This window comes from Thermococcus celericrescens (assembly GCF_001484195.1).
Taxonomy (GTDB): Archaea; Methanobacteriota_B; Thermococci; order Thermococcales; family Thermococcaceae; genus Thermococcus; species Thermococcus celericrescens.
The window spans coordinates 54,007-77,594 of sequence record NZ_LLYW01000008.1 but is presented as its reverse complement, the minus strand read 5'-3'; the positions used below and the strand labels follow the sequence as shown (position 1 = coordinate 77,594).

At 53.8% G+C, this 23,588-nt stretch carries 33 protein-coding genes and 4 tRNA genes; 15 read left to right on the top strand and 22 right to left on the bottom strand.

The annotated features are described in order from the left end of the window. Positions 1-121: 121 nt before the first annotated feature. From APY94_RS02935 to APY94_RS02925, 3 genes are read right to left on the bottom strand one after another with little or no spacing between them, the layout of a single operon-like run. Positions 122-325: a ribbon-helix-helix protein, CopG family gene (locus APY94_RS02935; RefSeq protein ID WP_058938220.1), complete on the bottom strand. Its 204-nt coding sequence runs from the start codon at positions 323-325 to the stop codon at positions 122-124. A 10-nt stretch (positions 326-335) separates the two neighbouring features. After that, complete coding sequence (locus tag APY94_RS02930) at positions 336-2,780, bottom strand: AAA family ATPase (protein WP_058938219.1); 2,445 nt, start codon at positions 2,778-2,780, stop codon at positions 336-338. Positions 2,781-2,835: 55 nt separating this feature from the next. Continuing rightward, complete coding sequence (locus APY94_RS02925) at positions 2,836-3,063, bottom strand: hypothetical protein (protein ID WP_058938218.1); 228 nt, start codon at positions 3,061-3,063, stop codon at positions 2,836-2,838. A 114-nt stretch (positions 3,064-3,177) separates the two neighbouring features. On the opposite strand from APY94_RS02925, the gene APY94_RS13125 reads away from it, so the two are divergent. Beyond that, complete coding sequence (locus tag APY94_RS13125) at positions 3,178-3,348, top strand: hypothetical protein (RefSeq protein WP_157065450.1); 171 nt, start codon at positions 3,178-3,180, stop codon at positions 3,346-3,348. A 6-nt stretch (positions 3,349-3,354) separates the two neighbouring features. Then, the gene (locus tag APY94_RS12870) at positions 3,355-3,525 is read left to right on the top strand and encodes an AbrB/MazE/SpoVT family DNA-binding domain-containing protein (protein ID WP_083500600.1); all 171 of its coding nucleotides are present in this window, start codon (positions 3,355-3,357) and stop codon (positions 3,523-3,525) included. Positions 3,526-3,535: 10 nt separating this feature from the next. Here the strand turns inward: APY94_RS12870 and APY94_RS02920 are convergent, their stop codons facing one another. From APY94_RS02920 to APY94_RS02890, 7 genes are read right to left on the bottom strand one after another with little or no spacing between them, the layout of a single operon-like run. Further along, complete coding sequence (locus APY94_RS02920; RefSeq protein ID WP_058938217.1) at positions 3,536-4,054, bottom strand: hypothetical protein; 519 nt, start codon at positions 4,052-4,054, stop codon at positions 3,536-3,538. Then, positions 4,051-4,245 carry a hypothetical protein gene (locus APY94_RS02915; RefSeq protein WP_058938216.1) on the bottom strand — a complete coding sequence of 65 codons (195 nt, stop codon included), beginning with the start codon at positions 4,243-4,245 and terminating at the stop codon, positions 4,051-4,053. Before APY94_RS02915 ends, APY94_RS02920 begins: the two co-directional genes overlap by 4 nt. Further along, the gene (locus tag APY94_RS02910; protein WP_058938215.1) at positions 4,242-4,451 is read right to left on the bottom strand and encodes a hypothetical protein; all 210 of its coding nucleotides are present in this window, start codon (positions 4,449-4,451) and stop codon (positions 4,242-4,244) included. The genes APY94_RS02915 and APY94_RS02910 overlap by 4 nt, the downstream gene beginning before the upstream one ends. A 14-nt stretch (positions 4,452-4,465) precedes the next feature. Next, positions 4,466-4,813: a hypothetical protein gene (locus APY94_RS02905; RefSeq protein ID WP_058938214.1), complete on the bottom strand. Its 348-nt coding sequence runs from the start codon at positions 4,811-4,813 to the stop codon at positions 4,466-4,468. Further along, complete coding sequence (locus APY94_RS02900) at positions 4,810-5,004, bottom strand: hypothetical protein (protein WP_058938213.1); 195 nt, start codon at positions 5,002-5,004, stop codon at positions 4,810-4,812. The genes APY94_RS02905 and APY94_RS02900 overlap by 4 nt, the downstream gene beginning before the upstream one ends. Beyond that, positions 5,001-5,219, bottom strand: coding sequence for a hypothetical protein (locus APY94_RS02895; protein WP_058938212.1), 219 nt, complete (start codon positions 5,217-5,219; stop codon positions 5,001-5,003). The genes APY94_RS02900 and APY94_RS02895 overlap by 4 nt, the downstream gene beginning before the upstream one ends. Then, positions 5,220-5,825 (bottom strand): hypothetical protein, encoded by a 606-nt coding sequence (locus APY94_RS02890; RefSeq protein ID WP_058938211.1) that lies wholly within the window; start codon positions 5,823-5,825, stop codon positions 5,220-5,222. Positions 5,826-6,012: 187 nt separating this feature from the next. Between APY94_RS02890 and APY94_RS12865 the strand changes: the two genes are divergently transcribed. Together APY94_RS12865 and APY94_RS02885 are read left to right on the top strand one after the other, a co-directional pair. Beyond that, complete coding sequence (locus APY94_RS12865) at positions 6,013-6,168, top strand: AbrB/MazE/SpoVT family DNA-binding domain-containing protein (protein WP_083500599.1); 156 nt, start codon at positions 6,013-6,015, stop codon at positions 6,166-6,168. Next, positions 6,146-6,367 carry a hypothetical protein gene (locus APY94_RS02885; protein WP_157065449.1) on the top strand — a complete coding sequence of 74 codons (222 nt, stop codon included), beginning with the start codon at positions 6,146-6,148 and terminating at the stop codon, positions 6,365-6,367. Before APY94_RS12865 ends, APY94_RS02885 begins: the two co-directional genes overlap by 23 nt. 27 nt (positions 6,368-6,394) lie before the next feature. Here the strand turns inward: APY94_RS02885 and APY94_RS02880 are convergent, their stop codons facing one another. Further along, a complete protein-coding gene (locus APY94_RS02880) occupies positions 6,395-6,607 on the bottom strand; it encodes a hypothetical protein (protein ID WP_058938209.1) in 213 nt (70 codons plus the stop codon). Continuing rightward, positions 6,604-6,942 carry a hypothetical protein gene (locus APY94_RS02875; RefSeq protein ID WP_058938208.1) on the bottom strand — a complete coding sequence of 113 codons (339 nt, stop codon included), beginning with the start codon at positions 6,940-6,942 and terminating at the stop codon, positions 6,604-6,606. Before APY94_RS02875 ends, APY94_RS02880 begins: the two co-directional genes overlap by 4 nt. 567 nt (positions 6,943-7,509) lie before the next feature. On the opposite strand from APY94_RS02875, the gene APY94_RS02870 reads away from it, so the two are divergent. Continuing rightward, a tRNA-Leu gene (locus APY94_RS02870) sits at positions 7,510-7,594 on the top strand. A 166-nt stretch (positions 7,595-7,760) separates the two neighbouring features. Here the strand turns inward: APY94_RS02870 and APY94_RS02865 are convergent. Continuing rightward, a tRNA-Arg gene (locus tag APY94_RS02865) sits at positions 7,761-7,838 on the bottom strand. Between the two features lie 70 nt (positions 7,839-7,908). On the opposite strand from APY94_RS02865, the gene APY94_RS02860 reads away from it, so the two are divergent. Further along, positions 7,909-8,358 (top strand): Lrp/AsnC family transcriptional regulator, encoded by a 450-nt coding sequence (locus APY94_RS02860; protein WP_058938207.1) that lies wholly within the window; start codon positions 7,909-7,911, stop codon positions 8,356-8,358. Here the strand turns inward: APY94_RS02860 and APY94_RS02855 are convergent. The 5 genes from APY94_RS02855 to APY94_RS02835 are packed head-to-tail and all read right to left on the bottom strand — an operon-like array spanning position 8,344 to position 11,534. After that, positions 8,344-8,670, bottom strand: coding sequence for a hypothetical protein (locus tag APY94_RS02855; RefSeq protein WP_058938206.1), 327 nt, complete (start codon positions 8,668-8,670; stop codon positions 8,344-8,346). The two genes, APY94_RS02860 and APY94_RS02855, sit on opposite strands and share 15 nt — an antisense overlap. A gap of 5 nt (positions 8,671-8,675) precedes the next feature. After that, positions 8,676-9,392 carry a phosphoribosyltransferase family protein gene (locus tag APY94_RS02850; RefSeq protein ID WP_058938205.1) on the bottom strand — a complete coding sequence of 239 codons (717 nt, stop codon included), beginning with the start codon at positions 9,390-9,392 and terminating at the stop codon, positions 8,676-8,678. Between the two features lie 54 nt (positions 9,393-9,446). Continuing rightward, positions 9,447-9,947, bottom strand: a complete 501-nt coding sequence (locus tag APY94_RS02845) for a YkgJ family cysteine cluster protein (protein ID WP_058938204.1) — start codon at positions 9,945-9,947, stop codon at positions 9,447-9,449. Between the two features lie 4 nt (positions 9,948-9,951). Next, entirely contained in the window at positions 9,952-10,191 is a 240-nt protein-coding gene (locus APY94_RS02840; protein ID WP_058938203.1) for an Lrp/AsnC family transcriptional regulator, read from the bottom strand. Continuing rightward, positions 10,188-11,534, bottom strand: coding sequence for a signal recognition particle protein Srp54 (locus APY94_RS02835; protein ID WP_058938202.1), 1,347 nt, complete (start codon positions 11,532-11,534; stop codon positions 10,188-10,190). The genes APY94_RS02840 and APY94_RS02835 overlap by 4 nt, the downstream gene beginning before the upstream one ends. A 449-nt stretch (positions 11,535-11,983) precedes the next feature. Between APY94_RS02835 and APY94_RS02830 the strand changes: the two genes are divergently transcribed. The 6 genes from APY94_RS02830 to APY94_RS02805 all read left to right on the top strand — a co-directional run bounded on the left by APY94_RS02830 (position 11,984) and on the right by APY94_RS02805 (position 17,238). After that, the gene (locus tag APY94_RS02830) at positions 11,984-12,217 is read left to right on the top strand and encodes a hypothetical protein (RefSeq protein ID WP_058938201.1); all 234 of its coding nucleotides are present in this window, start codon (positions 11,984-11,986) and stop codon (positions 12,215-12,217) included. A gap of 344 nt (positions 12,218-12,561) precedes the next feature. Next, positions 12,562-13,257, top strand: a complete 696-nt coding sequence (locus APY94_RS02825) for an ARMT1-like domain-containing protein (protein ID WP_245610395.1) — start codon at positions 12,562-12,564, stop codon at positions 13,255-13,257. A gap of 74 nt (positions 13,258-13,331) precedes the next feature. Then, positions 13,332-13,541, top strand: a complete 210-nt coding sequence (locus APY94_RS02820; protein ID WP_058938200.1) for a hypothetical protein — start codon at positions 13,332-13,334, stop codon at positions 13,539-13,541. Positions 13,542-13,631: 90 nt separating this feature from the next. Next, the gene (locus APY94_RS02815) at positions 13,632-14,933 is read left to right on the top strand and encodes a hypothetical protein (RefSeq protein WP_058938199.1); all 1,302 of its coding nucleotides are present in this window, start codon (positions 13,632-13,634) and stop codon (positions 14,931-14,933) included. A 40-nt stretch (positions 14,934-14,973) separates the two neighbouring features. Beyond that, positions 14,974-15,777, top strand: a complete 804-nt coding sequence (gene mtnP, locus APY94_RS02810) for an S-methyl-5'-thioadenosine phosphorylase (protein ID WP_058938198.1) — start codon at positions 14,974-14,976, stop codon at positions 15,775-15,777. Positions 15,778-15,900: 123 nt separating this feature from the next. Further along, positions 15,901-17,238 carry an FAD-dependent oxidoreductase gene (locus APY94_RS02805; protein ID WP_058938197.1) on the top strand — a complete coding sequence of 446 codons (1,338 nt, stop codon included), beginning with the start codon at positions 15,901-15,903 and terminating at the stop codon, positions 17,236-17,238. Between the two features lie 33 nt (positions 17,239-17,271). Here the strand turns inward: APY94_RS02805 and APY94_RS02800 are convergent, their stop codons facing one another. Then, positions 17,272-18,753 carry a TROVE domain-containing protein gene (locus tag APY94_RS02800; RefSeq protein WP_058938196.1) on the bottom strand — a complete coding sequence of 494 codons (1,482 nt, stop codon included), beginning with the start codon at positions 18,751-18,753 and terminating at the stop codon, positions 17,272-17,274. 529 nt (positions 18,754-19,282) lie between these two features. Next, positions 19,283-19,360, bottom strand: a tRNA-Gly gene (locus tag APY94_RS02795). A 106-nt stretch (positions 19,361-19,466) separates the two neighbouring features. Between APY94_RS02795 and APY94_RS02790 the strand changes: the two genes are divergently transcribed. Then, a tRNA-Arg gene (locus APY94_RS02790) sits at positions 19,467-19,544 on the top strand. Positions 19,545-19,598: 54 nt separating this feature from the next. On the opposite strand, the gene APY94_RS02785 is transcribed toward APY94_RS02790, so the two are convergent. Both APY94_RS02785 and udp read right to left on the bottom strand, forming a co-directional pair. Next, positions 19,599-20,681, bottom strand: coding sequence for a tetratricopeptide repeat protein (locus tag APY94_RS02785; protein WP_083500598.1), 1,083 nt, complete (start codon positions 20,679-20,681; stop codon positions 19,599-19,601). A 1-nt stretch (position 20,682) separates the two neighbouring features. After that, positions 20,683-21,516: a uridine phosphorylase gene (udp, locus tag APY94_RS02780; RefSeq protein ID WP_058938195.1), complete on the bottom strand. Its 834-nt coding sequence runs from the start codon at positions 21,514-21,516 to the stop codon at positions 20,683-20,685. Positions 21,517-21,585: 69 nt separating this feature from the next. Here udp and APY94_RS02775 point away from each other — a divergent pair, with 69 nt between their 5' ends. Further along, positions 21,586-22,650 (top strand): pyridoxal-phosphate dependent enzyme, encoded by a 1,065-nt coding sequence (locus tag APY94_RS02775; RefSeq protein ID WP_058938194.1) that lies wholly within the window; start codon positions 21,586-21,588, stop codon positions 22,648-22,650. Positions 22,651-22,684: 34 nt separating this feature from the next. Continuing rightward, a complete protein-coding gene (locus APY94_RS02770) occupies positions 22,685-23,566 on the top strand; it encodes an MEMO1 family protein (RefSeq protein WP_058938193.1) in 882 nt (293 codons plus the stop codon). Positions 23,567-23,588: the final 22 nt, after the last annotated feature.

Genomic DNA, 23,588 nt, shown 5'->3' with positions numbered 1-23,588 from the left:
CGGGGATTTCACCCACTTTCACCCTTTCACCGGGGGATTTCCCCCTCAATCACCCATTTTCACCCTTCACCATTTAAGCAGTGTAACAAAAAACTGGAGAAACCGGGAGAAATCTCCCGGCTCACCAGAACTTCCACCACGGTTTCCTTTTCCGATAATGAACCTCCATGCCGTTCACCTGCTCGAGAATCCCAGCCTCTTCTAGCTCATTCTCCAAAGCCTCCCTTACCACGTCGCTCACAGTAACTCCACGGCTCCCAGCCAAGGCCCTGACCCGCTCATAAAACTCCGGCTCAACTCTCGCCGAGACGGTCTTAGACCTCATCTTTCTCACCTCACGCAGTCAGCCGATAACGGCCGGCCTCCGTCTCAGTCAACTTCCCCATCATCACCAGGTCCCTGAGGACCACAACCACCTTCTCCCGCGGATACCCCCTATCAGTCAGAGACTTCACTACAGCATCCCACGGAACACCATTCGGGAACAAAGGTGAGAGTTCTTTTAGCAAGTCAATCACCCTCTCCTGGAGATCCAGCACATCACTCGGCACCCCAACCTCGAGGATAGCCAGATCGTACTGATCAGTCTCAGGATCATAGGCAATCATCCTGATCGAAGACTCAAAGAGGCCAACGGCCCTCTCAACATCAACAGGCTCCACCGTCTCACTCAGCCTCAGCTTAGCAAATGCCTCCGCAATCCTCATAAGGCCATTGAAATAGCGCAGATTCAGCGCGATTTTCCCGCTCTTATACTTCCTCCTCAGCTCCTTGAAGCCAGCCTTAATGGCCTCCTTAGCCTCCGCCGAGAACCTCGGCCTCAAACTCCTCGCGTAAACGAAGAACTTCCTCAGCAGGTCCTCAGGTATAGGACCAGATGCTCCCGCATCATTCACCTCCATCACATAGTCCAGGACATCATCCCCCTCCTGGTAATCATCCAGGACAACAAAAGCCAGGTCAAAGCGATTAAGAAGCGTCGGCGGAAAGTCAATCTGCTCAATCACCGTCTTATTCCTGTCAAACTTCCCACCCTTTGGGTTAGCAGTTGCCATGATCGTCGTGTCAATCCTGAGGACCACATTAATCCCGGCCTTGTTGATCGGAATAAGTTGTTGTTCCATGGCCGTGTGTAAAGCCTTCCTCTCATCCTCCTTCATCTTCTCCAGCTCATCAATAAGGCACACTCCCCCACTCGCCAGAACCAAAGCACCGCCAACGATCATCCAGTCCCCCCTACTGACCTCGTTCCTCCTGACCGTTGCCGTAAGGCCAACACCACTCGACCCAGGACCAGAGGCAAAGATCGCCTTAGGCGCAACCCTCTCCACGGCCCTCAACAGCTCAGTCTTACCGCACCCAGGATCGCCAACGAACAAGAGGTGGATATGACCTCTCGGCTTCGCCTGAGTCGGGACACCACCAACAATAGACACAGCCGCACCCAACTTCTCCCTCTCCAGGCCGTAAAGATTCGGAGCAATCGAAGAAGCCACCACGTAAGGTAGCTTATCCCCATGCACCCTCGCCAGCTCCCTGACCCTCCTCAAATCCTCCTCGCTCAGCTCCTCAACACTCATGGCCTTGTCCAGAACCTCCACATGATTCACCTCCAGAACCCGCTCATAGACCGGGAGATCATCCTTCTTGTAAACACGCTCCCTGACGATAGCGCTCAACCTCACCCTCATACCACCCTTCAAAATCCCAGCCTGAGGACCAATCACGTAAGCCAGCCTCTCCGACGGCTCACCACCCTCCAAATCCTCAGGCGAATCCTGCACCTTGAAAAACTGGAAATCCAACTTATCACTCTCCTCCTCGAGCAGTTCAACGTTCCTCGAGCCACAGGCCTCACACCTCTTCGGCCTCACCAGAGGCTTCAGAGGCTGTTGCAACCTCGCCATCCTCGCACCGCAATCCAAACACACGAACACCGCCTTCCTGTAAAACGACCGAACATTGCTCACCCCCGTAACAAGACCCTTAATCTCAACCAGCTTGCCAACATGCTCCGCTCTAACATCATCAGGCTTCAGCTTGTCCCTGAGGTTCGTGAAGTGAACTGACCACTCACCCCTGGTCTCGACCATCAGATCCTCCTCAATGAACCGCCTCAAGGCATCGTTGAAGGCCTTAATAGCGACAACAGGACGCTCGACAACGGCCTCCGCCAGCTGAGGTAGGATAGAATTCAACTCCATCCAATCCACAACGATAAATCGATCCTTTGAAGCAGCCAAAGCCTCCTCAACCTTATCCCTGTAAAACTCCCTGAGGAACTCACGAGCGAGATTCACCAAATCCTCATGGTCCTTAGCCTTGGCCTCCTCCAGCTCCCTGAGCTTAGCCTCAACCTGAAGAACGTTCAGGATTTCTTCAATAGCCTCAGACTTCAGCTCATAGTAGGTAATGCCAAGCTCCTTGTCCTTCACCTCGAGGACGTTGGTCCTATCCTTCTTCAGCATGGACAAAGCCACACGAAGGGAACTCGCAGAATAACCAAGCTCCCTGTTATACTCCTCCATCAGCTCCTTCAGTTTAGTAACCGATAACCTACCATGCCTCCAGAGAACATAGTAAGGCAAAGCATCACGAGGTCTCTCCAGATTGAATGCTTTCTGGATTACATTAAAAATTGCTCCAAATTGTTCCGAAGCCGATTCCGATGTTCCAATCTGTTCCGTTCCGTTTGGAACACTTATCTCGCCTTCATTCTCCGAAATCTCGCTGGACAACTCCGGAACATTTTGCTCCAAAACCTTATCTCTCTCACTCATTCTCTCACCCTCTCGCACGATTTTGAAAGATTTTTGCAAAGAAAAGAAAGCATGGTCAGGACCTCCTCACGAGATGGGTGAGGTCCTCGACGTGGAGTTTTGTGCTGACTATGGCATCGGCCAGTTGTTCTGGGTCTTGTGGCGCTCTGGCGTGTATCACGGCGACGGGTTTTCCTTCCTCGTTCACAATTTCGACGCCGAGAAGTTCTCCGAGTTCGTAAACGGCGCTGAAGTCGTAAATTTCGACCTCCAGAACTTTCGCCACTTGGAACTTCATAGCCATAGGCTTCACCTTTTGGACATTGTGCAAATCGTGCATATATTGCACATTTTGGTATTTAAGGTTTTCCAGTATTGGCAGAAAAGGCTTATATATCACAATGTGCAGTATGTAGTGGTGGTGAACATGGCGAAGTTTGAGCGGATCTCCGAGGATATTGAGTTCATTGCCAAAGTGGACAAGCAGGGCAGGATTCTGATCCCTCTCGACATCCGCAGAATGCTGGATATTAGCGGTGGGGAGACCTACGTAAAGGTGAAACTGGTCGGGATCATGAGGAAGGAGTGAGTTCTTATGGAGCTCCCGGAGTTTAGGAAACTCCCTGAAGAGGTCGAGTGGATTGCTCGGATTGACGTTAAGGGTCGTATCATTATCCCGAGCGAGATTAGAGAGGTTTTTAACCTGAATTCTGGCGATTACGTGAAGGTTAGGCTCGTTGGAATCCTTGAGAAGGACAAGGAATGAGGTCATTCTCTCACCTCTCCATCAGCTTCTTTAGGAAGCGGTGGACCATCTCGCCGTGGTTGTAGCGTTCGGCCTTGTCCAGTGGAAGGAGAACTATCTTCCTCCCGTCGGCGAGTTTTCTCCTCACGGCGAGGTCTCTCTCGACCTTCCAGACGAGCCACTTAACCCGTGTCTTGACCACGTAGAAGACGGGAACGCCGAGGTAGCTGCCGAGGTCCTCAAGGAAAGTGTACTGGAGTTCATCAAAGATGGCGTAGCCGTCATCTTCCTGGAGCTGGTGGCGGTTTTTGACCTCGAGGAGTGCTATCGGCAGGCCGTTCTTGAAGTCCCAGATGAGCATGTCCACGTCGAAGACGCCGATCCTTGTGATGCCGTACTTTTCTTTTGCCTCCTGGACAAGGTCTGAGAACTCCTCGTGTGCAGTAAATCCATGAAGCTGGTTGAAAATGGCGCTTATGGTCTGCCTCCTTACCCTCCTGATCTCCCTATTGGTTGTGATGAGGTTTCTCCTGTCGCCGTCGTTGGTCATTCAGTATCCCTCCTTTCCGGCCGGAGCATGGCCGTGATTTCGTATCGGTAATGTAGCACGCTACCAACGTGTGCCTGCGAACGGAGATATTCCAAAAGCAGCTCATCAGAACCGAGGATCGTCACCCCGTCGTACTCCCAGCACTTTGTTATTTCATTGAACTTGTATCTGATAACGACCCACTCGGTCATGCTACCACCACCGCCTCGGGGAAGCTCTCGCGTGTGAGTTTGAGAGAATCGGCCGGCACGTGGAGGACGAGTTTTATCTTCTCTTCTTCGAGCTCGATGTTGGCCACCTGGACTGGAACAAGGGTTCTCAGTTCATCGACTTTCTCAAGCGCCTGGCTGAAGTCCTTGAGCCTCTCCAGTTCAAAATATGTGATTAGAAGCGGCATTGCGGCTCACCCCATCATGCCGGCTCGACGAGCTTCTTGAGGTATTCAATCTCCTCCTGCCAGAAGACCTGTGTTTCCCTGTTGGTGGACTCAAGCGCTTCAAGAACTTCCCCTGGGAAAACTTTGAAGCTGTAGTTCTTCCGGGTTGGGTGTTCTCCGGCCAGGAACTGGATGAGTTCTTCGAAGCTTTCGAACTTCTCCGTCTCGCTGCTACTCGTGTAGCCTGAGAAGTGCTTCTCCACGTACCTGGCTGAGTAGCCGGGCCGGCGCTTGTATTTTCTCAGCACCCAGTACGCGTTGGCTGAATGTCTAAATCCTCCGAGCTGGCTCGCGAGAACCCACACAACGTTTATCTCAGTCATACTCTCACCTTCCCGTAAAACCTGCGGACTGAGAAGTTCGAAAAAGGAAAGCTCTGCTTGACAATGAAGCGCGCCATTTCCTCGGCTTCTTCCCGCGTTTTGGCCTTGATTATGATGTCTCGTCTCTTGCCGTTGTTGTGGATCCTCACACGCCAGGCCTTCATGACTGGTGGTCTGCCGCGCTTCCTCATGCTCTCACCGTCCTTGCTTCGTTCTCCGGATTCTTATGCTGTGTAACAGAATTCTGGAGAAATCTCCCGATTTCTCCCGCCGGCATGAAGTCCTTGTAGAGGTCGGCCAGGTAGAAGAGGCCGTCCTCGTCGATGACCCACTCGGCTTCGTCGAGCTTCTTCATGGCCTTCCTGAGGGAAAGCTCCCTCAACTCAAACACCGAAACAACGCGCATTCAGACCACCTCAAAACGAATGTTCTTGACGACGACCTCCAGAACAATCCGAACACGAGACCCATTCCTCAAAACAAGCTCAACGGAAGGCTCTGAATCCTCACGCTCCTCCTCAGAATCCTCGACCTCTCCCTCGTCCTCTTCGTCATCGCTGTCCTCGTAGTATCCATGAGCCTCAAGCCATTCCTCTACAACCCTGTCAAAACGCTCGGCGTACTCCCTGGCTACTGACTCATTCTCCAGAATCTCAACGGCTTTGGAATAGACCTCAGGCCTAAGTCGTAACCTATCACCATCGAACTCACAGAGTTTCCTTAGAGCCTGAGCGATGTTACCGTTGATTGTGCTTTCGGCGTAGCCGTATTTCTCTTGTAGGTATGTTGAAATGGCGTCCCAAGTGCTCCACTCGTTGTCTCTCTGGAGGAAGAATAGCATAACCCTCGCTGGAGCCAAGGTTCTGAAGGTTTGGATTATGTCGAGTAGGTAGACAATGTCAATTGCATTTACGTCCTTGTCCTTTGCTTGCTCGTCAAAAGCTAAGGTTCTTAGTGCCTTGAACCTCACATCGTCCACATCTGGAAGTCTTGTCCAGTCTTTCCACTTCATGGACACCACCCAGGTAAAGTTTACCGAAATTAACCTAAGTTAGGTAAGTATTTATTAGTTTCGGTAAACTTTACCTCATTTTGACGAGAACCAGCAAGTTATATAGGCAATCTGCCAAAAATCGGGGTAAGAAACCTAAAATCTTATAATACTGAACACTCAAACCTAAAAATGGGGGTGAATCCATATGGCGGGAAAAAGAAAGGCGGAGTTTTATGTTAGGGTCGTGAAAAACGGTAGGATAACCATTCCATCTCAAATAAGGCATACTCTTGGGATCAAAGATGGCTCTGTTATAAAAGTAATAGTATTTGAGCCTGATGAGAAGGAGTCCAGGGGTTGATATTAGTATGCCAAGACCAAAAAAAGAGAATGTGAAGATAAAATATGAGCCGGTGAATATTAAATTGGAACTCAGAGTTGGGGATGCTGGTAGGATCACGATCCCAAAGGTCATTCAGGAATCATATGGAATAAAGAAGGGTAAGTACGTCAAGATCAAAATCTTAGAAGTTGGCGAGCCTGTTAGGAGTAAGGCTTGAGGTTGTTCCGGTGGAGGGTTGGGGGTTTTATTGTTTTTTGTTTAGGTACATTGCGATGAGTGCGAGGAGGAGGAATATTGCGACGAGTGCCGCGAAGTCGCGTTCTTCTTCGGCGATTTTCTTCTCTTTTTCAAGGATTTCTATGAGTTCTTGGGCTTCTTCGGGGGTGAGTGTTCCTTTTTGTAGTTTTTCGGTGAGTTCTCTTCTTCTTTGGACTTCTTCTTGTGTTAGTTTAGTCATTGTTCTCGGCCTCCTTGAATTTGTCTTTTCTCGAAGTCTGCGAGTTCTTTTTGAATTAGGGTCATAAGTTGTTGGGGTAGATCTTGGAGGTTTTGTTCTACTTTGGCGGTTCTTTCTTTTAGGTCTCTTATGTCTTGGTCTATGTCTTTGAGGTGTTGGTCTATGGTGTCAAAGCGTTTTTCGATGCTGTCGAAGCGTTTTTCGAAGTCGGTGTTTATTTTGTCTTCTGCCACTCCGATTCTGCTGTATATGTTCATTAGGAGTTGGAGGAAGTGTATTGTGACTCCGACTGTTACGCCTGCTACTATGTACCCGACCCAGTACTCAAGGTTCATTAGATTCACCAGGGTTGTTTAAGATGAACATTCTAAAAAGTTGTTTCTCGTGAGGGAGGAGGCCGAGGGTTGAGGTCGTTGTGGTGGGTTTTCACTTTCTTTTCGTCATGTGTCGTCCCTGGTCGTAGGTCCTGCTGCCGAGTTGCTGCTGGATCTGGACAAAAAGAAGGCACGAGCGGGCTTTTTTGGTGTTCTTTTCTGTACTTTACGACGGGTGTCGGGTTAAAGTTGTTCAATTCGCAAGGCTTTTAGGCTAAAAATTTATAAAGTCTGGTGGGTGTTTTCGTCATGGTAAAATCGTCTGGTGTGTCCGGACACTCCCATGCGGGAGAGCAGGAGCAGGCCGGAGCGCAGAAGCGGAGGAAGCCTAGGCGCCTTTCACCGCGTCTGCACATTACGCTACCGCCAGAGATATACAGGAAGGCCAAGGAGCGCTGGGAGAACGTGAGCCAAATCGTGGCGAAGCTCCTTGAGGTGGCTTTGTCTGAGGATTTGACGGTCGAGGAGGTCGTGACGGCCGTAACGCTCGTTAGGAGCGGCGCTTTGGTGGTGAATTCGCCTTTGGGTGCGGGGGTTGCCGAGCCTGGTCAAAGGCGGTGGACTCAAGATCCACTCCCGCAGGGGTTCAGGGGTTCAAATCCCCTCCCCCGCACTACAGTTCCTTCTCAAGAACGTGTTCTGACGACTTTCTGGAAATGTCTACCGCTTTGAAGAGTGTTGTTTGAAAGAATTAAGCGGTGATAAGTTGCGCGCCTCCATATCGGGGGTCAAGATGAGGGTGTGAATTTTTGAATTCGGACTCAACGCAGAACAGGTTATGGCGGACCGGCGGGGATTCGAACCCCGGACCTGCGGCTTAGGAGGCCGCCGCCCTATCCTAGCTAGGCTACCGGTCCACTGCCCGCTATTCCCTCCAAGGGAAGGGTATTTAAAGTTTACGGTCTACTCGGGAGGGGGTGGGATACGGTGGACGAACTTGACCTAAGGATACTCTCACTGCTCCAGGAAAACGCCCGCCTGTCGTACCGTGAGATAGCGCGGGAGCTCAAAGTGGCCGTTGGAACCGTGTACAACCGCATCAAAAAGATGGAGGAGGAGGGTGTAATCAGGGGATTCGCCCCGATCCTTGACTACGAGAAGCTCGGCTTTGGGCTGACCGCGGTTATAGGTGTCAAGGCCCAGGGGAGGCGCATCCTGGATATAGAGCGCGAGATAGCCAAAAACGAAAGGGTAATGCTGGTCTACGACATAACCGGTGAGTTCGATATAGTCCTGGTGGCGAAGTTCAGGGACAGGGCAGACATGAACCGCTTCGTTAAGTGGCTGCTCTCTCTCGATGGGGTGGAAAAAACGAACACGAGCGTTGCGATGCAGGTGGTTAAAGAGGACACGAGGCTAAAGCTAACGGAGGACTAGAACCTCGTCCAGGAATCGCTTCGCAAAGTCGTCGAAGCTCTCAACCGGAAGGATGACTTCCTTCCCGTTGACTTTGCCCTCAAAAATCAGGTTTCTCGCCGTTATCTCCAGTATCTTTTTGAAGTCGGGGTTTTCCGCGATGGTATCTCTGAGAACCCGCGTGAACTCTGCCTCGTCTGCGTGCCGCACCACTCCCTCTATGACCACCTCTTTCCCGCACTCTTCCTCGGTGCATCTGAATTTAAAAGGGAGGCCGGGTTCGACCTCCACCGGAATCGTCAGACCATCGGCATTGTATATGAACACCTTCATAGAGATCACTCCAGCCTTATGAGGCTCTCCACGGGGATGCTGTACTCCTCACGCAGCCGCTCTATAACGTCCCCGACGCTTATGAGGAAGAACATCCCAACAGGCTTCGCCCCCGCCTGCCGGCACATCTCCAGGAGCGCCCTCTGCGTCTCGCCGCTCCTTATGACGTCGTCAACTATGAGGACGTTTTCGCCCTTCTTGAGGGCCCACTGCGGGAGGTACAGCGTCGTGACGCTTCCTGAGGCGCTAGGCACGTAGCTGACCTCGTAGAACTTCTCAACACCGACTTCCTTCTTCTTCTTGGCGTAGACAACATCGACGTTCAACTCCCTCGCCACGTGGACGCCGAGGGCTATTCCGTCCGTTGCGGCTGTGAGGACCCTATCGACGTTCTTGTCCATGTACCTGCTCGCCACGTCCTCCGCTATGAGGCTCATCAGGGCCGTGTCGCTGAGGACGGGCATGTTGTCAAAGAACCCGTACTCGTCGAATTTTATCCTCTTCCTGACCTCCTCCTCTACGTTGATGTACGGGAGGAGCAGACTGAGGAGCTCCTTCGTTCTCTCGGCGCTTGGCAGGACCTTTCCCCTCACATATCTGTTCAGCACGGTGATGGGGAGGCCCGTTATCTTGGAGAGCTCCTCGTAGGTGTAGGTCTTCTTGAGCAGTCTGAGCACCCTGACCAGTCTCAGCTTCTCCTGCACGGACTTCAGCTGACTCATGCTCTCACCTCCGGTGCCCCTGAATTAACAAGAAAATGTATAAATAGGTTTCGGTCACTCCCGGCTCTTCACAACTTTCCTGCGGTACTCCTCTATGACGTCGCCGTACTCCCTGAGGAGGAACTCCTTCGTCACGGGCTCCCCCTCGGGATGGTCGATGCCGGGGCAGAAGGAGTCCTGTTTGACGTAGATTTCCATCTTTTTTCCGTGCTTCACGAAGACGAACGGGTAGAGCCTGCACGCGAGGGGCCGGTGGTCGTAGATTTTGCAGCGCATGGTCTCGGGATCAAGGAAAACACAGCCCCCGTCGAAGGGACGCTTTTTGAGGGCGTAGCTGAGGAACTTGTCCCCGCGGTAGAACATCTTATCGTAGTCCACGAATTCCCAGGCACTGTAGCCCAGTTCCTCTATCCTGGCTATATCCTCATCCCGGATGGGTATCTCCAGCTCGTAGCAGCATTTCCCGCAGTTTTCGAGGCACTTAAATTTAAAGGTGAGGTCGTGCTCGACCTCCAGGGTCTCGAGGTCGATGGTGGCAACCCACCGCCTCTCCAACCCCTCACCCCCTGTAGGAGCTCGCTATCAGCGTCTCCGTCATTTCGATGTTCTTTATCCTCCTCAGAACCTCGTCGTGGAACCTGTCCAGCTCCTCTATGCTGCCGACCTCCACGCGGAGGATCAGGTCGTACTCCCCATAGACCCTGTATATCTCGTTTATCTTCTCGTTGCCCCGGAGGATCTCATAGACCTTCTCCTCGGTTCCGGGCTTAACAACAACCAGGACAAACGCTTCCATCATATGCCGAACCCCCCGAAGTTAAACCTCTTGGCCATCTTGGCCAGCTTCCTCTTGTCCATGCTCTTGAACATCTTCTTCATCTGATTGTACTGGTTGAGGAGCTCCCTTACTTCGGCGGTGCTGGTTCCCGAGCCGCGGGCTATGCGTTTGATCCTCGAGTAGTTGATTATCTCCGGGTGCTCGAGCTCCTCCTCGGTCATGGAATCCATGATTATCCTGTACCTCCGGAGCTTCTCCTCACCCACCCTGACGGCGTCATCCGGCAGGGAGTAGCCCAGTCCCGGGATCATCTGAAGAACCTGCTTCAGCGGTCCCATCTTCTGCATCGCCTCGAGCTGGGCGTACATGTCCTTTAGGTTGAACTTACCCTTGAGGAACTTCTCTAGGTCTTCCTCGCTGACGGCCTGCTGTTTCTGGAGCTCCTCGAGCTTCTCCAGAAGTCCCTCGATGTCTCCCATTCCCAGGAGCCGCGAAACAAAGCGCTTCGGATCGAAGGCTTCGAGGTCGTCTATCCTCTCGCCAACACCGATGAACTTTATCGGGGCGCCGGTTGCGGCGACGGCCGAGAGGGCCCCACCCCCCTTGGCAGAACCGTCGAGCTTGGTGACTATTATCGAGCCTATTGGCGTTGCCTCTTTGAATGCCAGGGCCTGGTTATACGCCTGCTGGCCTATGGTTCCGTCTATGACCAGTATGACCTCGTGGGGCTTTATGGCCTGGCTTATCTGCTTCATTTCCTCTATAAGGCCGGACTCTTCCTTGTGCCTTCCGGCGGAGTCCACGATTATGACATCCACGTCCTTCCCCCGGAAGTACTCGACGCCCTTGTAGGCGAGCTTGACTGCATCCTTCTCCTCGGGATCGCCGGAGACCTCTATTCCGTACGGTTCGAGGAGCTGCTTGAGCTGGTAGTAGGCTCCTGGCCTCCAGGTGTCCGAGCAGACGACGCCCACCTTGTAGCCCCTCTTCTGGAGGTGCCTCGCAAGTTTCGCCACGCTGGTTGTTTTACCCGAACCCTGGATTCCGACGGTGAGCAGTACGGTGGGTTTCTCTTTTATCTCGAGGGGTTTGGCCTCCTTTCCGAGAAATTTGGTCAGCTCCTCGTAGACTATCTGGATTATGTGCTCCTTCTTTGAGGCCCCTGCAGGGGGCTCCTCCTCAAGGGCCCTCTTTTCTATGGTTTTGGTCAGCTGGAGAACGAGCCTTACGTTAACGTCCGCCTGGATGAGTGCCCTCTGTATATCTCGCACTACCTCCTTTATCGTCGCCTCGTCCACGGTCTTTGAGCGGGCGAGCTTTTTCAGGGCGCTGTTCAGTGCCTTCCCAAGCTTCTCTAGGGCCATTTTCTCTCACCGTAGTGATGGCGTCTCCAAAGTTTATAAACAGTTGGGTCGGTTCCCGGAACAATGCAATGTTCTAATGTGCGCTTTCTTCATAATCGGGAACGTTAGGGCAGATTTCATCGAACATATATGTACATTTAACTACAAAGGCGGACGACGCTGCTTTTTTAAAGGAATAAAGAACTCTAGAGGTCATTTGTGGAAATTTGCGGGCCGACAAAGCTTTTAAACCTCTGCAGAACCATATATTACTGGGAATGGTGGAACGGAGGTGACACAGATGATGTGGATGGCCCATCTGTACGGGTACATGCTCGAGAGGGAGATGGAGAGGAGGAAGCGCAAGTCCATCCCCGAGGAGCTCGCGTACGTTGAAACGCTGAGGGCTTGATGGTTGAATCATCCCTCACTTTAATAAGGTGCGGTTCTATTTTTACCCCGGTGGTGTTATGAGGATCCACTATGAGTGCATCGCTTGTGCCGTTAACCAGGCTCAGAAGATAACCGAGATGAGTGCCGGGGACTTTGAAAAGCGCAGGAGGGCCATGCTTTTCGTGGCCGGGAAGCTTGGCGAGCTCTTCAGGGAGGATTCCATTCCCGCGGTGAGCGGGGGATGCTATTCCTTGAACTGTACCGCTTCCTTGGGGACGATGACCCGTTCAGCGGTTACATTTTTCTTTTGAAGGCCTCGTCCTTTAGGGTGGGGATGGAGTAATCAGCAATCTTGCCTTTAATCAGTCAAAACCCTTTTAAACTCTGTAAGGTAGTAAGGCCTCGGAGGGGCCAAAGTTAGAACTCGATGAGATGAGGGGTTTAAGTGTCCCCTTCGGCCTGAAGGGGAGTGGACGCTGTTAAGCGTCCTTCGAAATACTGCCCGTTCGGGCAGGCAAGGACTGAAGATGTGGCCTCTAAACTATAACCCCAAGTCCCTTTTGGGGATAGGGGTAACGGGTTCAAGGCCAAGCCCTCGGGCTGAACCGAAACCGGTAATGGGAGTAGGAGATGAGTGCCCGTAAACCTCCCTGCCATTAGCGAGGGGGTTAAGCCGAACCCTCGCCCCTCACGGCGGGGAGGAGGTCAGAAGGAGACCTCCACAAAGCTGGCCCAAAGGGCTGCCGAGGATCTCGGGGTTCCCGGGGACTTCAAAACCGCTCTTAAGCTGGCGATAGCGGGCAACATCATAGACTTCGCCGTTGGCTATGACCCCTCAAAGATAGAGGAGGACATCATTGGAGTGACCCGGGAGGAGCTTAGCATAGACCACAGCGATGAGCTTCTCAGGGCGCTCGAGAACGCCGGGGTGCTGCTGTACCTCACCGATAACTGCGGAGAGGTGTACTTTGACAGGCTGTTGCTTGAGTTCATACGCGGGAGGTTTCCTGACCTGAGGATATACGTGGCCGCGAAGGACGGCCCAATAATCAATGACGCCACGGTCGGGGACCTGCTGGAGGCGGGGTTCGACGAGTTTGCTGAGGTCGTCTCCACGGGCTCCAGGCTTCCAGGCACTCCACTGGAATACGCCTCCGGGGAGTTCAGGAGAATCTTCAACGCCGCCGATGTCATAATCGCCAAGGGACAGGCCAACTTTGAGACCCTGAGCGATTTGGGGGACCGTAGGGTGTTCTTCCTCCTCAAGGCCAAGTGCCCTCCAATCGCCCGCGAGCTTGGTGTCGAGAGAGGCTCACTGCTCTGTGTGAGGGGCAGAAAAATAGACGATTGACGATATTATCTTTGACGAATGTCTATTAGAAACCTTTTTATATTTTCAAGTGGTATATACTCATGGTGATATCTATGACAACGGTAATTCGGAAAGATGCGGAAAGGTTTTTGAGGGAGTTAAAGGCTCATTACGGCGATGCCTGGAGGATGCCGCGCAGTAACTACCTGTCCAAGCCAGATTTTGTTGTGGTCGACCCCAAGAGCGGCAAAAAGACAAAAGTAAGCTTCGTTTCCCTTGACGATGGTGAAGTCGTCGGCGTCGTTTACGACGACCTTGGCTGAACTTTCGCTTTTTGACTAATTATGCCCATTCTGTTTTGACCGTTGGAAACCATTAAATACTTCCATATCGTAAATTTTCCGGTGGAAATAATGGCGGCTGACATTTATCGTGAGGCTCTGCGACTGGCCTCCGACATAAGGGATAAGTACCTGCGGGCGGTTACCTACGCTAAAATTGGGTACTACATGTATCGGGTTAAAGACCCCGAATACAAAAGCGCTTTTAAGTACGCCGTAAATGCCGCGTCCATAATAGAGAATCCCGTAGTGATGGCAAAGGCCCTCATAGAGATTGCATTCTATTTGAATTCGGTAAACCCCAAAACCGCGATGAAGGTGTTTCAGCAGGCACATGATGCGATTGTTGAGTTTCCCCAGCCTGTGAGGGATGACCTGCTTCTGGAACTTGTATCGAAACTTCTGAACCTCGAGCGGATTGACGATGCGTTCTTTTATGCCGGCGACATTAAGGATCAGGTAAAGCGGAACGACAGTTTGCTCAAAATACTCGGGGCGTACCTCCAACGTGGCAACATGCGCAGGGCTAGACTTGTCGTTGAGGGCATTGAGGGTGAACCGTGGCACTCCATCGCCGCGGTTGAGACCATAAAAACCCACCTCAAAAGGGAGGAGTTTGGAAGCGCGATCAGGGTGCTCTCGGAGCTTAAGAGCGAGTACTGGCTTGGGGAAGCGATGAGGGAAGTTGCGGTTCATCTCAAACACTCCGACGTTCCGAAGGCCACCTATGAGAAGTTCGTTGATATAGCGCTGTCTCTCTCGGGCGAGACAGGTTTTGATGTGCTGAAATCCCTTCTTGTTGGGCTGGGCAACCAGGGGGAGTTGGACTTTGTGATGAACATCGTGGAGAAGCTTCCCCCGGAACAGCGCTGGGCCGTCATTGAGGGCATAGTGGAGACCTCACTCGATAAGACAGACGTCCTCTCCGGGCTCCTTGACCGTGTCGAGGGGGAAGAGTTTGAACAACTGGCCGGACGCATAATGGTGGGACTTCTCTCAGGGAACATCGATCGGAGGTATGTTGACCTGGTCAGGAGGATTGGAGACGCGACTAAAGACGACGCGGTCCGGGTCAAAGTCGCCACGTACCTCTCCAAGCTTGGAGACTTTGACGGTGCATGGGAATTCGCCTCCCGCGTTCGCGGCCACTACCTCCGCTCGTTGGCCTTTGGCAGCATAGCCGTGGCGAAGCTCAATGCCGGGGATATAGACGGGGCCATTGACGCCGCCCTTGAGGTGAAGGACGCCAAGTGGGGCTCCTGGCTCCTCAGCGAGATACTGACGAAGATACTGGAATTCCAGACTGATGGTGAGGTTAGGGAGGACATCGAGGAGCGGGCGGAGTACCAGAGGGGGCTCTGGGAAAAGGGCTAACGTTTTAAGACCGCCGCCCTTTCATCTTCCAGGTGATGCCATGCCGAGGATAGCAATTATTGGAGGTTCCGGAGTATACGACCCCAAGCTGCTTCAGAACGTCAGGGAGGAGTTCGTGAGCACTCCCTACGGAAAGGTCCGGGTGAAGATTGGGGAGTACGACGGGGAGGAGATAGCCTTCCTCGCGAGGCACGGCGAGGGGCACAGCGTTCCACCGCACAGGATCAACTACCGCGCCAACATCTGGGCGCTCTACGAGCTCGGTGTGGAGAGGATTCTCTCCACGTCGGCCGTCGGCTCCCTCAACGAGGCCATGAAGCCGGGTGACTTCGTCGTTCTCGACCAGCTTCTGGACTTTACTAAGACAAGGCACTACACATTCTACGACGGTGACGAGAGCCCGCACGACAGGAAGTTCGTTGCCCACGTCGATTTCACGGACCCATACTGCCCCGAGCTCAGGAAGGCCCTGATAACTGCCGCCAAGGAGCTTGGCTTTGACTATCACCCAACGGGCACCTACGCCTGCATGGAGGGTCCGAGGTTCGAGACTAGGGCGGAGATACGGGCGCTCAAGATACTCGGCGCTGATCTGGTCGGCATGACCCAGTGCCCCGAGGCTGCCTTGGCTAGGGAGCTGGAGATGTGCTACGCCAGCGTGGCCATCGTCACCAACTTCGCTGCCGGCATAAGCACCCAGAAGCTCACCCACACCGAGGTCGTCGAACTTATGGCCAAGAAGAGCGAGGAGATAAAGTACCTCCTCATGAAGTCCATCAAGTACATCCCGAAGGAGAGGCACTGTGGGTGTAAGGACGCCCTGAAGGGTGCGACCGGGGAATGACTCCTCTGCTATTTTTTCTTCATCGCTGAAACCTTCAGTACCCGCGTTTTGAACCAGAGGTTAACGAAAGGTTCAAATCCTTTGGTGTGTAAATATAACCGAAAACCTTTAGGGGGGTCTAACATGAAGTACGATGTTGTTATCATAGGAGCGAGCGCCGGGGGCCTGACCACAGCGATCTCGGCCCGGAAGTTCTACCCCGACAAAAGCGTTTTGGTCATCAAGAGGGAAGATATCGCCATGATTCCCTGTGGCATCCCGTACATCTTTGGCACGCTGAATAGTGTTGACGATGACATTCTCCCGGTCGAGAAGTTCCTGGAGCCTCTTGGCGTGGACATATTGACGGATGAGGTTACTGAGATCGACCCGAGGGCAAAGCTCGTGAGGACTGCCTCAGGGAAGGAGATCGCCTGGGAGAAGCTCGTCCTTGCGACCGGTTCAAAACCCGTGGAGCCGGAGTTCCCGGGCTCGGAGCTGGAGGGAGTCTACACCGTCCCGAAAGACTACCGCTACCTGAAGGAGTTCCGCGAGAGGGTTAAAACTGCGGAGCGGGTCGTCATCGTTGGCGGCGGCTTCATAGCCCTCGAGGTCGGCGATGAGATAAGAAAGCTCGGAAAGGACGTGACGATTCTCGTGAGGAGCAGGCTCCTGAGAAGCTCCTTCGATAGGGAGTTCAGCGAGATGGTCGCGGAACGGCTTGAGGAGAGGGGCATAAAGGTCGTCTATGGGCAGGTTGAGCGGATCCTTGGTGGGGAAAGTGTCGAGCGGGTGAGGCTCATCGACGGAAGCGAGCTTCCCGCGGACCTCGTTATATTCTCCATCGGCTACCGCCCGAACGTTGACCTGGCGGTCAAGGCGGGCCTCAGGGTCACCCGCTACGGCATCTGGACGGACGAATACATGAGAACCTCTCACCCGGACATCTTTGCCGTCGGCGACTGCGTCGAGCACAGGGACTTCTTCACCGGCAGGCCCTACGGGCTGATGCTCGCCTCAACGGCCACCTTCGAAGCCAGAATAGCCGGTGCGAACCTCTTCAAGCTTCAGATAGTTCGTGAGAACAGAAGGACGATAGGCGTCTATTCCACCAACGTTGCCGGTCTCGCCCTTGCGGCCGCTGGCTTGACCGAGGAGGCCGCCAGGAGGGAGGGCTTCGAGGTCATAGTTGGCTATGGAAAAGGCCCCGACAGGCACCCGGCGAAGTTCCCGGACACCTCGATGGTGACGGTTAAGCTCATCTTCTCCCGCGACAGGGGAGCGATACTTGGGGCACAGATAGCTGGTGGAAAGAGTGTTGGCGAGATGATAAACATTCTAGCCCTCGCGATACAGAAGAGACTCACCGCGAGCGAGCTCTACACTCTCCAGATAGCGACCCACCCGCTCCTAACGGCTTCTCCGGTCGGCTACCAGATACTCCAAGCGGCTGAGGATGCGTTGGCGAAGCTGAGGACGTGAAAATAGAGCAAAGGAAGGCACGAAAGAACAATGTCAAATGGAAACCCTTTCGTTTATGACCTCCACTATTCTGTTTCCCTTTTCTAGGTGCTTCACGAGGTCGAAGACCTTCTCGGTGAAGCCCCCTATGTAGACGTTTCTGACGTCGTGCTCTTCGAGGTAAACTTGGCCGTAGCCAGCGAGGTCCCAGGTTATCAGCCTCATCTCCGGATTGACCGTCTTTCTGTACCTCCTCACTGTGCGCTGGAAGGCGTCGTCGCCGTAGTCCTCTGAGTAGACCACCATGTCCGTGAGCACGAACACCCGGTCAAAGTGCTCCCTTTTTCTGAGGACCTCGGCCATCGGCTTGTATGCGTAGGTGGCGTAGCCCACGTTGCTCCTGAGCACGTTCTCGGCAGTTTCAAAGATGCTCTCCCCAGCGGGTATCCAGCGGTAGTCACTGGCGAAGGCAGCTATCGCCGTCTCATACTTCTTGGCCACAATTGCGCTGTAGAAGGCAGATATCATCATCCTGGTGACCGCGCTCCTCCTGCTGACCGGGAAGTCCATTGAACCGCTCACATCCACGAGCACAAGGTTCCTGCCCTTGAAGTCGGGAAGCATCGCAGTGCTTTTCTCTAGGGCCTCCCTCAGGACTTTGATGGCGACGTTTCTCATCTCCGCCTGGGTCGCCGAGTCCACTTTCATCCTTTTGAGCGTGAAGTATGCAGTCAGATAGCGGTAGGGATAAACCTTCGCCCTGCGCATCTCCTTCGGGTCGGCGAGTATTTTCATGGCCTTTCGGAACTTCTCCCCATCAACCTCGTGCTCGATGAGATTTCTCAGATTTCTGAGGAGCGCGAAGACCTGCTTATACCTGATGAACTCGTCGAGGATCTCCTCCCAGGTTTCCCTCGTGGAGCCCTCGGTGGAGACCTTGGCCTCCCACGTGCGGGTGTTCTTAAGTTTCCCTTCAATGAGCGCCCTGAAATCCCCCTCCTGTGCCTTATCCCTTGGCTTCGGGTGCGTAAGGAGGATGACGTCCTTGAGCTTAACCTGACAGCGGTCGCAACGGTACTTGGCAAGCTGGTAGCTGTCGAAGTGTGTTATTGCACTTCTTAGGGCTTTCTTCAGGCTGTTTGGTATGGGCTTCCCGAAGAGGGCAAACTGCATAGCGAGTGCCTCGGTGAGCATATCCGGCCTCGTGAGGACCCTCTCGCCGACTTTCCTCGGGATTCCAGTACCCTTATAGGTCCCATGGTTCGCTAGAATAATCGTTCCGAGGGTTGGGAGAGAGCGAAGGAAGAGCTCCTCTCTGGCGTAAACGATGAGCTTTGCCACGAACTCGGGATTTGCCTTGATGGCCCTCTCGAAGGCCTTCAAAAGTTCCTCGAGGTCCTCGTCTGCCCCAACGTAAAACTTCGGCTCCCTCACGAAGTTGCTTGCGACCCTCAGGAAGAGTTCAAGTTCCGGGCGTGGACGGTAGCTCCTTCCGCCTTCGAAGTTGAGAAGCTCCGCCTTGGAGTTGAACTTCACCTTATCACCCCGGCGGAGAAAATCGGCGGGGGATGGGGGATAGACCCCCACCGACCATCTGTCGGCACAAGATTAGCGAAGTATCCCCCGCCTGCACTCCCGCCGGAGTGAACTGAACTTTGGACTTTATAAATTTTACTGTGTCGAAAAGTAACAAGACGATAGTCGAGTGGGCGTTCAAACTTTGAAACCTCTGATTTTAAAGGCAAGCCGAAGGAAGCTTTTGGGAAAAGCTTCACCAAAAGCTGGTAACTCCTCGCTTGAGGTGTCCTCATGCTTTAGTTTCCAACTTAAAGCTTCCCCCTCCGAGCTAGAACCCTATAAAAGAAGCCATTTACAGGGGGTTTACTCCTCTTTGACGCCCTTCGGGCGTCTTTTTAAAAGTCAAACCCACGCCAAAAGAAAGCAATCCCGCAGGTTCTCCATCTTCAAATGCACCCTTAATGAGAAACCGCTTAAGAACTTGGAACTTCAAGAAGGAGCTACAAACCTTGGTCAAACTTCGCCTGCGCGAAGTTTGTTAGAATGGTGGTGCGGTGGCCGGGATTTGAACCCGGGCCAGCGGCGTGGCAGGCCGCTGTCCTAGACCAGGCTAGACTACCACCGCACTCCGCGGCCCGTTACATACTCACCTGCGGGTGATTTATAAATCTTTCGGTCCCGCGGGACGGTTAAATTTATAAAGCGTTTCCGGGAAGGTTTAGCTGGCAAGTGCCCCGGTGGCCTAGTCTGGATAGGGCGCAAGGCTGCGGACCTTGAGGTCCGGGGTTCGAATCCCCGCCGGGGCGCCACAATCCCCTGTTCTAACCGCTGGCATGTTCCTCTGAATGTCCATTCAAAAAAGTTCACGACTTAATGAGTGAACCATTCTCTATGCGTTTTCCCAGCTCGAAGAGGCTTTTTGAGGTTTTTCTCAGGCCATCATCGCCGGTACGTTTAGCTTCGTTCAGCATTTCAAACGCCAGGAACTTCAAAATCCTGCCGAGCTTCCATTCATCCGTGGCCCAGAGAAGGGTTCTTCTAAGGAAGTCCTCCCTCACACCCTTCCTCTTTGTGGCTTCGTAGATAACCAAAAGTCTGGTCGCGGGGTTGTACACCTTGGAGAGATAGTACGGTATCCTGTTTTCGTCCTCAGGGTGAAGCCCAATCAGTGCTGCCCCCAGCATGTCCGCTCGCACCAGTTCCTCGAATATCTTCTCAGCGGTCTCAACGTTGCCCCTTTCGAGATACCTCATTCCAATCTCTTCCAGCAGGGCGCTTCTCATGGGCTCGGCCAGCCCCTTGGCGAGTTTCCTTGCCTCCTCGAGGTCTCCCTCATCGATGAGCTTGAGTATGTACTCTGAGACGTACTCGGTTTTCTCGGTATTTTCTCCCGCGAAAACCGGCTTTGGAGGGGTTCTGCCCTCGAGCCTTTTTTCAAACCGCGGTATTATCCCCATTTTCATCTCGCCTTTGATCGGCAGAATTTTGGCGCCCGGCATTATCTTTCCGTCCTTGTACGCCAGTCCGTACGGGAGGGGCTTCAGATCCTCGATGTCGCGGTCAGTGAGATCGAGCTCACTCAGCCTTACCTCCGAAACGCCTTTCTGTATGATGCTCTTTGCGAGGTAGTTGCTCACAGTCCTAAATGCCTTTTTCCGTGTGAACTGATTTGTTATCATCCTCGCTGCCTCGAGGGCTGCTTTGAAGTTCCCCGCCTTTGAAAATAAATACGAGAGGGAGCGCAGGGCCTCGTCTCTTATGGTGGGGGCCACGATTCTTTGGGCTATCTCCAGGGCCCTCTCGGGGTTTTCGGCGTAGGCCTCGGCCACCCATTTGAGGGCGTAGTCGCGCCAGTATCTGTCGGTTATGTCCTCTGCAATGTTTAGGGCCTCTTCACGTTTTCTCTCTGCTAGCAGGCTTTTGACGGTGAGGAGTTTTGTGTCCATATCAACCCCTCAGCCCCGGGAACCAGACTTTCTTTCCTGCCCTCTCTTTCTCCTCGTCCCACTCCGCGAGTATCTTTACGGCCTCGCTGGCAACGAGGGCGGCCTCCTTCTCCCCGGCCTTGCCGAACTCGTTGGTTACCCTGTTGGCGAAGACGGAGCAGACGCAGCCGGCCCTCAGCCCGTAGATGCTGGAAAGTGTGTAGAGCGTCGCGGCCTCCATCTCGAAGTTGGTGACGTTGGCCTGCCTCAGGTCGTCCATTATGTTCTTCGCAAAGCTCGGGAAGTAGCCCTTGAGTCCCTGCCTTCCCTGGCCGAGGTAGAAGCTGTCGGTCGAGGCGGTGATACCGATGTGGTAGCGCACGCCCAAAGTCTCCGCGGCCTCGATAAGGGCGAGGGTAACTTCGAGGTCCGCAACGGCAGGATACTCAATGCGGACATACTGCTTCGATGTCCCCTCAAGCCTCACGGCGGCCTTCGCTATAATTAGGTCTCCGATTTCCATTCCCGGCTGGATTGCACCGGTGGAGCCAACGCGGATGAATGTGTCCGCGCCTATCGCGGCCAGCTCCTCTACCGCTATCGCCGTCGAGGGGCCGCCTATTCCCGTCGAGATCACGCTTATCGGCACGCCTTTGTACTTTCCGGTGTGCGTTCTGTATTCCCTGTGGAATGCTATCTCCCTCGCCTCGTCCCAGAGGGAGCTTATCTTTGGCACCCTCTCGGGGTCTCCCGGCAGGAGGACGTACCTCGAAACGTCCCCCGGCTTGCAGGCTATGTGATACTGATAACCCTCTTCCGTCTGGGGTCTCTCGGCTGAAACGAACTTCTCAACCATGGCAACCACCTTTTTATTCTCTGTGCGTTATGTATTGCCGCCGGAACCTAAAAACCCTTGGGTGGTACCATGCTCGTCTGTTCACACTGCGGAAAGGTGTACCCTGAGACGTTTCGCCTGACCTGTGACTGCGGCGGCACTCTGCTTGTGGAGAGGGACTACGTCGATTTCTTTGGTAGCCTCAGGCCCCATATTGATATGCGGCGCTACCTCAATTTCCTTCCGGTGGACGAGGATTACCTCCCTCCAGCAACGCCGGCGATAACCCCTGTGAGCGCCCTTCGGATCGGCCAAGTCAGTGGGTTCTTCAAGCTCGAATACCTCCAGCCAACCGGCTCCTTTAAGGACAGGGGCACCTACGTGACGGTGGCGAAGCTGAGGGAGGAGGGCATCACCGAGGTCGTCCTCGACAGCTCCGGAAACGCCGCCCTGAGCTTTGCCCTCTACGGCCTCGCTTCTGGGATCAGGGTTCATGGGTTCGTTTCCTACGATACAAGCCCCGGAAAGCTCTCACTCCTCCAGCGCCTTGGAGCGGTGATGCATTTCGTCGACGGCGACAGGATGGCTGTTCACGAGAGGGCAGTGGAGTTCGCGGAGCGGAGCGGTCTGACCTACGTCTCCCACTGGCTCAATCCATACTTCATCGAGGGAACAAAGACGGTCGCCTTCGAGACCTACGAGCAACTCGGCGTTCCCGACTACGTCCTATCGCCGGTGGGCAGCGGGACGCTCTTCCTCGGCCTTTGGAAGGGGTTTAATGAACTTAAGGACATGGGTGAAATTGATAGGCTCCCAAGACTTGTGGCTGTTCAGGCTTCGGGCTACGAGAGCCTCTGCGAGCGCTCATCAATGAAGAACGACACTGCGGAGGGTATAACGATTCCTGAACCTCCCCGGCTTCATGAGATGAAGAGGGCACTTAAGGAAACCAACGGCCTGTGCGTAAGTGTGGATGAGCTTGAAACAATAGGCGCGCTCAACTGGCTCAAAAGACATGGCTTCCTCGTCGAGCCGACCTCCGCGGTGGTTCTCGCGGCGCTCTGGAAGCTAATGGAATCGGGGGAGATTGAGGGCGGGTCGAGAGTGCTCCTCCCGCTTACAGGCTCCGGGCTAAAGACGGTTGAAGGTATTTAAGGATTGAATCCCAAAAATTGCTGGGGGTGAGAGAATGGCGGAGGTAAGGTATCCTGCCGTTGCCGGTGGCTTCTATCCATCGGGCAAAGCGCTCATCGAGATGCTGGAGGAGTTCTTCAGCAACCTTGGCGAGGAGGGAAGCGAGAGACGGATCACGGCCGGAGTTGCACCGCATGCGGGTTATGTCTTTTCGGGCTACACGGCTTCGAGAACCTACAGGGCGATATTCGAGGACGGTTTTCCTGAAACGTTCGTAATCCTCGGCCCGAATCACACCGGCCTGGGCTCTCCGATAGCGGTCTACCCGGCCGGAAAGTGGCGCACACCGCTCGGTGACGTCGAGGTTGATTCCGAGATGGCCAAAGCTATAGCGAAGCTCTCTGGCATAGCCGACCTCGATGAGCTGGCCCACAAATACGAGCACTCGATAGAGGTTCAGCTCCCGTTCATCCAGTACCTCAGCGAGCTCGCCGGGAAGGAAGTTAGAATAGTTCCAATAGCCCTCGGCATTCAGGACGAGGAGGTTTCCGAAGACCTCGGAAAGGCTGTCTTTGAGGCCTCCAGGGAGCTCGGCAGGGACGTTGTTGTGGTAGCGAGCACCGACTTCATGCACTACGGCCCAATGTACGGCTACGTGCCCTTCAGGGCGAGGGCGAGCGAGCTCCCCCACCGGATAAAGGAGTGGGACTTCCGCGTAATAAGGAGAATCCTCGACTTCGACGTTAAGGGCATGTTTAGGGAACTGAGGGATATGAACCACACCATGTGCGGGCCTGGGGGAGTCGGAACTGCGATGGTTTATTCCCGCTTTGCCGGAGCGCTTGAGGCAGAACTGTTGCACTACACGACGAGCTTCGAGGTCAGCAGGAGCACCGATGCCATCGTCGGCTACGCGAGCATCGTGATAAGGAAGTGAACGAAAGGGTGATAAGGGACTT

Excerpts from the sequence above, each read along its gene's own strand:
- APY94_RS02890 (WP_058938211.1), bottom strand. The coding sequence starts at position 5,825 with ATGAAGTGGAAAGACTGGACAAGACTTCCAGATGTGGACGATGTGAGG.
- udp (WP_058938195.1), bottom strand. The coding sequence starts at position 21,516 with ATGGTTGAGAAGTTCGTTTCAGCCGAGAGACCCCAGACGGAAGAGGGT.
- APY94_RS02855 (WP_058938206.1), bottom strand. The coding sequence starts at position 8,670 with ATGAAGGTGTTCATATACAATGCCGATGGTCTGACGATTCCGGTGGAG.
- APY94_RS02850 (WP_058938205.1), bottom strand. The coding sequence starts at position 9,392 with ATGAGTCAGCTGAAGTCCGTGCAGGAGAAGCTGAGACTGGTCAGGGTG.
- APY94_RS02875 (WP_058938208.1), bottom strand. The coding sequence starts at position 6,942 with ATGAACCTTGAGTACTGGGTCGGGTACATAGTAGCAGGCGTAACAGTC.
- APY94_RS02835 (WP_058938202.1), bottom strand. The coding sequence starts at position 11,534 with ATGGCCCTAGAGAAGCTTGGGAAGGCACTGAACAGCGCCCTGAAAAAG.
- APY94_RS02895 (WP_058938212.1), bottom strand. The coding sequence starts at position 5,219 with ATGCGCGTTGTTTCGGTGTTTGAGTTGAGGGAGCTTTCCCTCAGGAAG.
- APY94_RS12865 (WP_083500599.1), top strand. The coding sequence starts at position 6,013 with ATGGCGGGAAAAAGAAAGGCGGAGTTTTATGTTAGGGTCGTGAAAAAC.
- APY94_RS02920 (WP_058938217.1), bottom strand. The coding sequence starts at position 4,054 with ATGACCAACGACGGCGACAGGAGAAACCTCATCACAACCAATAGGGAG.
- APY94_RS02900 (WP_058938213.1), bottom strand. The coding sequence starts at position 5,004 with ATGAGGAAGCGCGGCAGACCACCAGTCATGAAGGCCTGGCGTGTGAGG.
- APY94_RS02910 (WP_058938215.1), bottom strand. The coding sequence starts at position 4,451 with ATGCCGCTTCTAATCACATATTTTGAACTGGAGAGGCTCAAGGACTTC.
- APY94_RS02930 (WP_058938219.1), bottom strand. The coding sequence starts at position 2,780 with ATGAGTGAGAGAGATAAGGTTTTGGAGCAAAATGTTCCGGAGTTGTCC.
- APY94_RS02885 (WP_157065449.1), top strand. The coding sequence starts at position 6,146 with ATGAGAAGGAGTCCAGGGGTTGATATTAGTATGCCAAGACCAAAAAAA.
- APY94_RS02880 (WP_058938209.1), bottom strand. The coding sequence starts at position 6,607 with ATGACTAAACTAACACAAGAAGAAGTCCAAAGAAGAAGAGAACTCACC.
- APY94_RS02925 (WP_058938218.1), bottom strand. The coding sequence starts at position 3,063 with ATGGCTATGAAGTTCCAAGTGGCGAAAGTTCTGGAGGTCGAAATTTAC.
- APY94_RS02905 (WP_058938214.1), bottom strand. The coding sequence starts at position 4,813 with ATGACTGAGATAAACGTTGTGTGGGTTCTCGCGAGCCAGCTCGGAGGA.
- APY94_RS02805 (WP_058938197.1), top strand. The coding sequence starts at position 15,901 with ATGAAGTACGATGTTGTTATCATAGGAGCGAGCGCCGGGGGCCTGACC.
- APY94_RS02935 (WP_058938220.1), bottom strand. The coding sequence starts at position 325 with ATGAGGTCTAAGACCGTCTCGGCGAGAGTTGAGCCGGAGTTTTATGAG.
- APY94_RS02830 (WP_058938201.1), top strand. The coding sequence starts at position 11,984 with ATGAGGATCCACTATGAGTGCATCGCTTGTGCCGTTAACCAGGCTCAG.
- APY94_RS02820 (WP_058938200.1), top strand. The coding sequence starts at position 13,332 with ATGACAACGGTAATTCGGAAAGATGCGGAAAGGTTTTTGAGGGAGTTA.
- APY94_RS02785 (WP_083500598.1), bottom strand. The coding sequence starts at position 20,681 with ATGGACACAAAACTCCTCACCGTCAAAAGCCTGCTAGCAGAGAGAAAA.
- APY94_RS02775 (WP_058938194.1), top strand. The coding sequence starts at position 21,586 with ATGCTCGTCTGTTCACACTGCGGAAAGGTGTACCCTGAGACGTTTCGC.
- mtnP (WP_058938198.1), top strand. The coding sequence starts at position 14,974 with ATGCCGAGGATAGCAATTATTGGAGGTTCCGGAGTATACGACCCCAAG.
- APY94_RS02915 (WP_058938216.1), bottom strand. The coding sequence starts at position 4,245 with ATGACCGAGTGGGTCGTTATCAGATACAAGTTCAATGAAATAACAAAG.
- APY94_RS12870 (WP_083500600.1), top strand. The coding sequence starts at position 3,355 with ATGGAGCTCCCGGAGTTTAGGAAACTCCCTGAAGAGGTCGAGTGGATT.
- APY94_RS02840 (WP_058938203.1), bottom strand. The coding sequence starts at position 10,191 with ATGATGGAAGCGTTTGTCCTGGTTGTTGTTAAGCCCGGAACCGAGGAG.
- APY94_RS02815 (WP_058938199.1), top strand. The coding sequence starts at position 13,632 with ATGGCGGCTGACATTTATCGTGAGGCTCTGCGACTGGCCTCCGACATA.
- APY94_RS02770 (WP_058938193.1), top strand. The coding sequence starts at position 22,685 with ATGGCGGAGGTAAGGTATCCTGCCGTTGCCGGTGGCTTCTATCCATCG.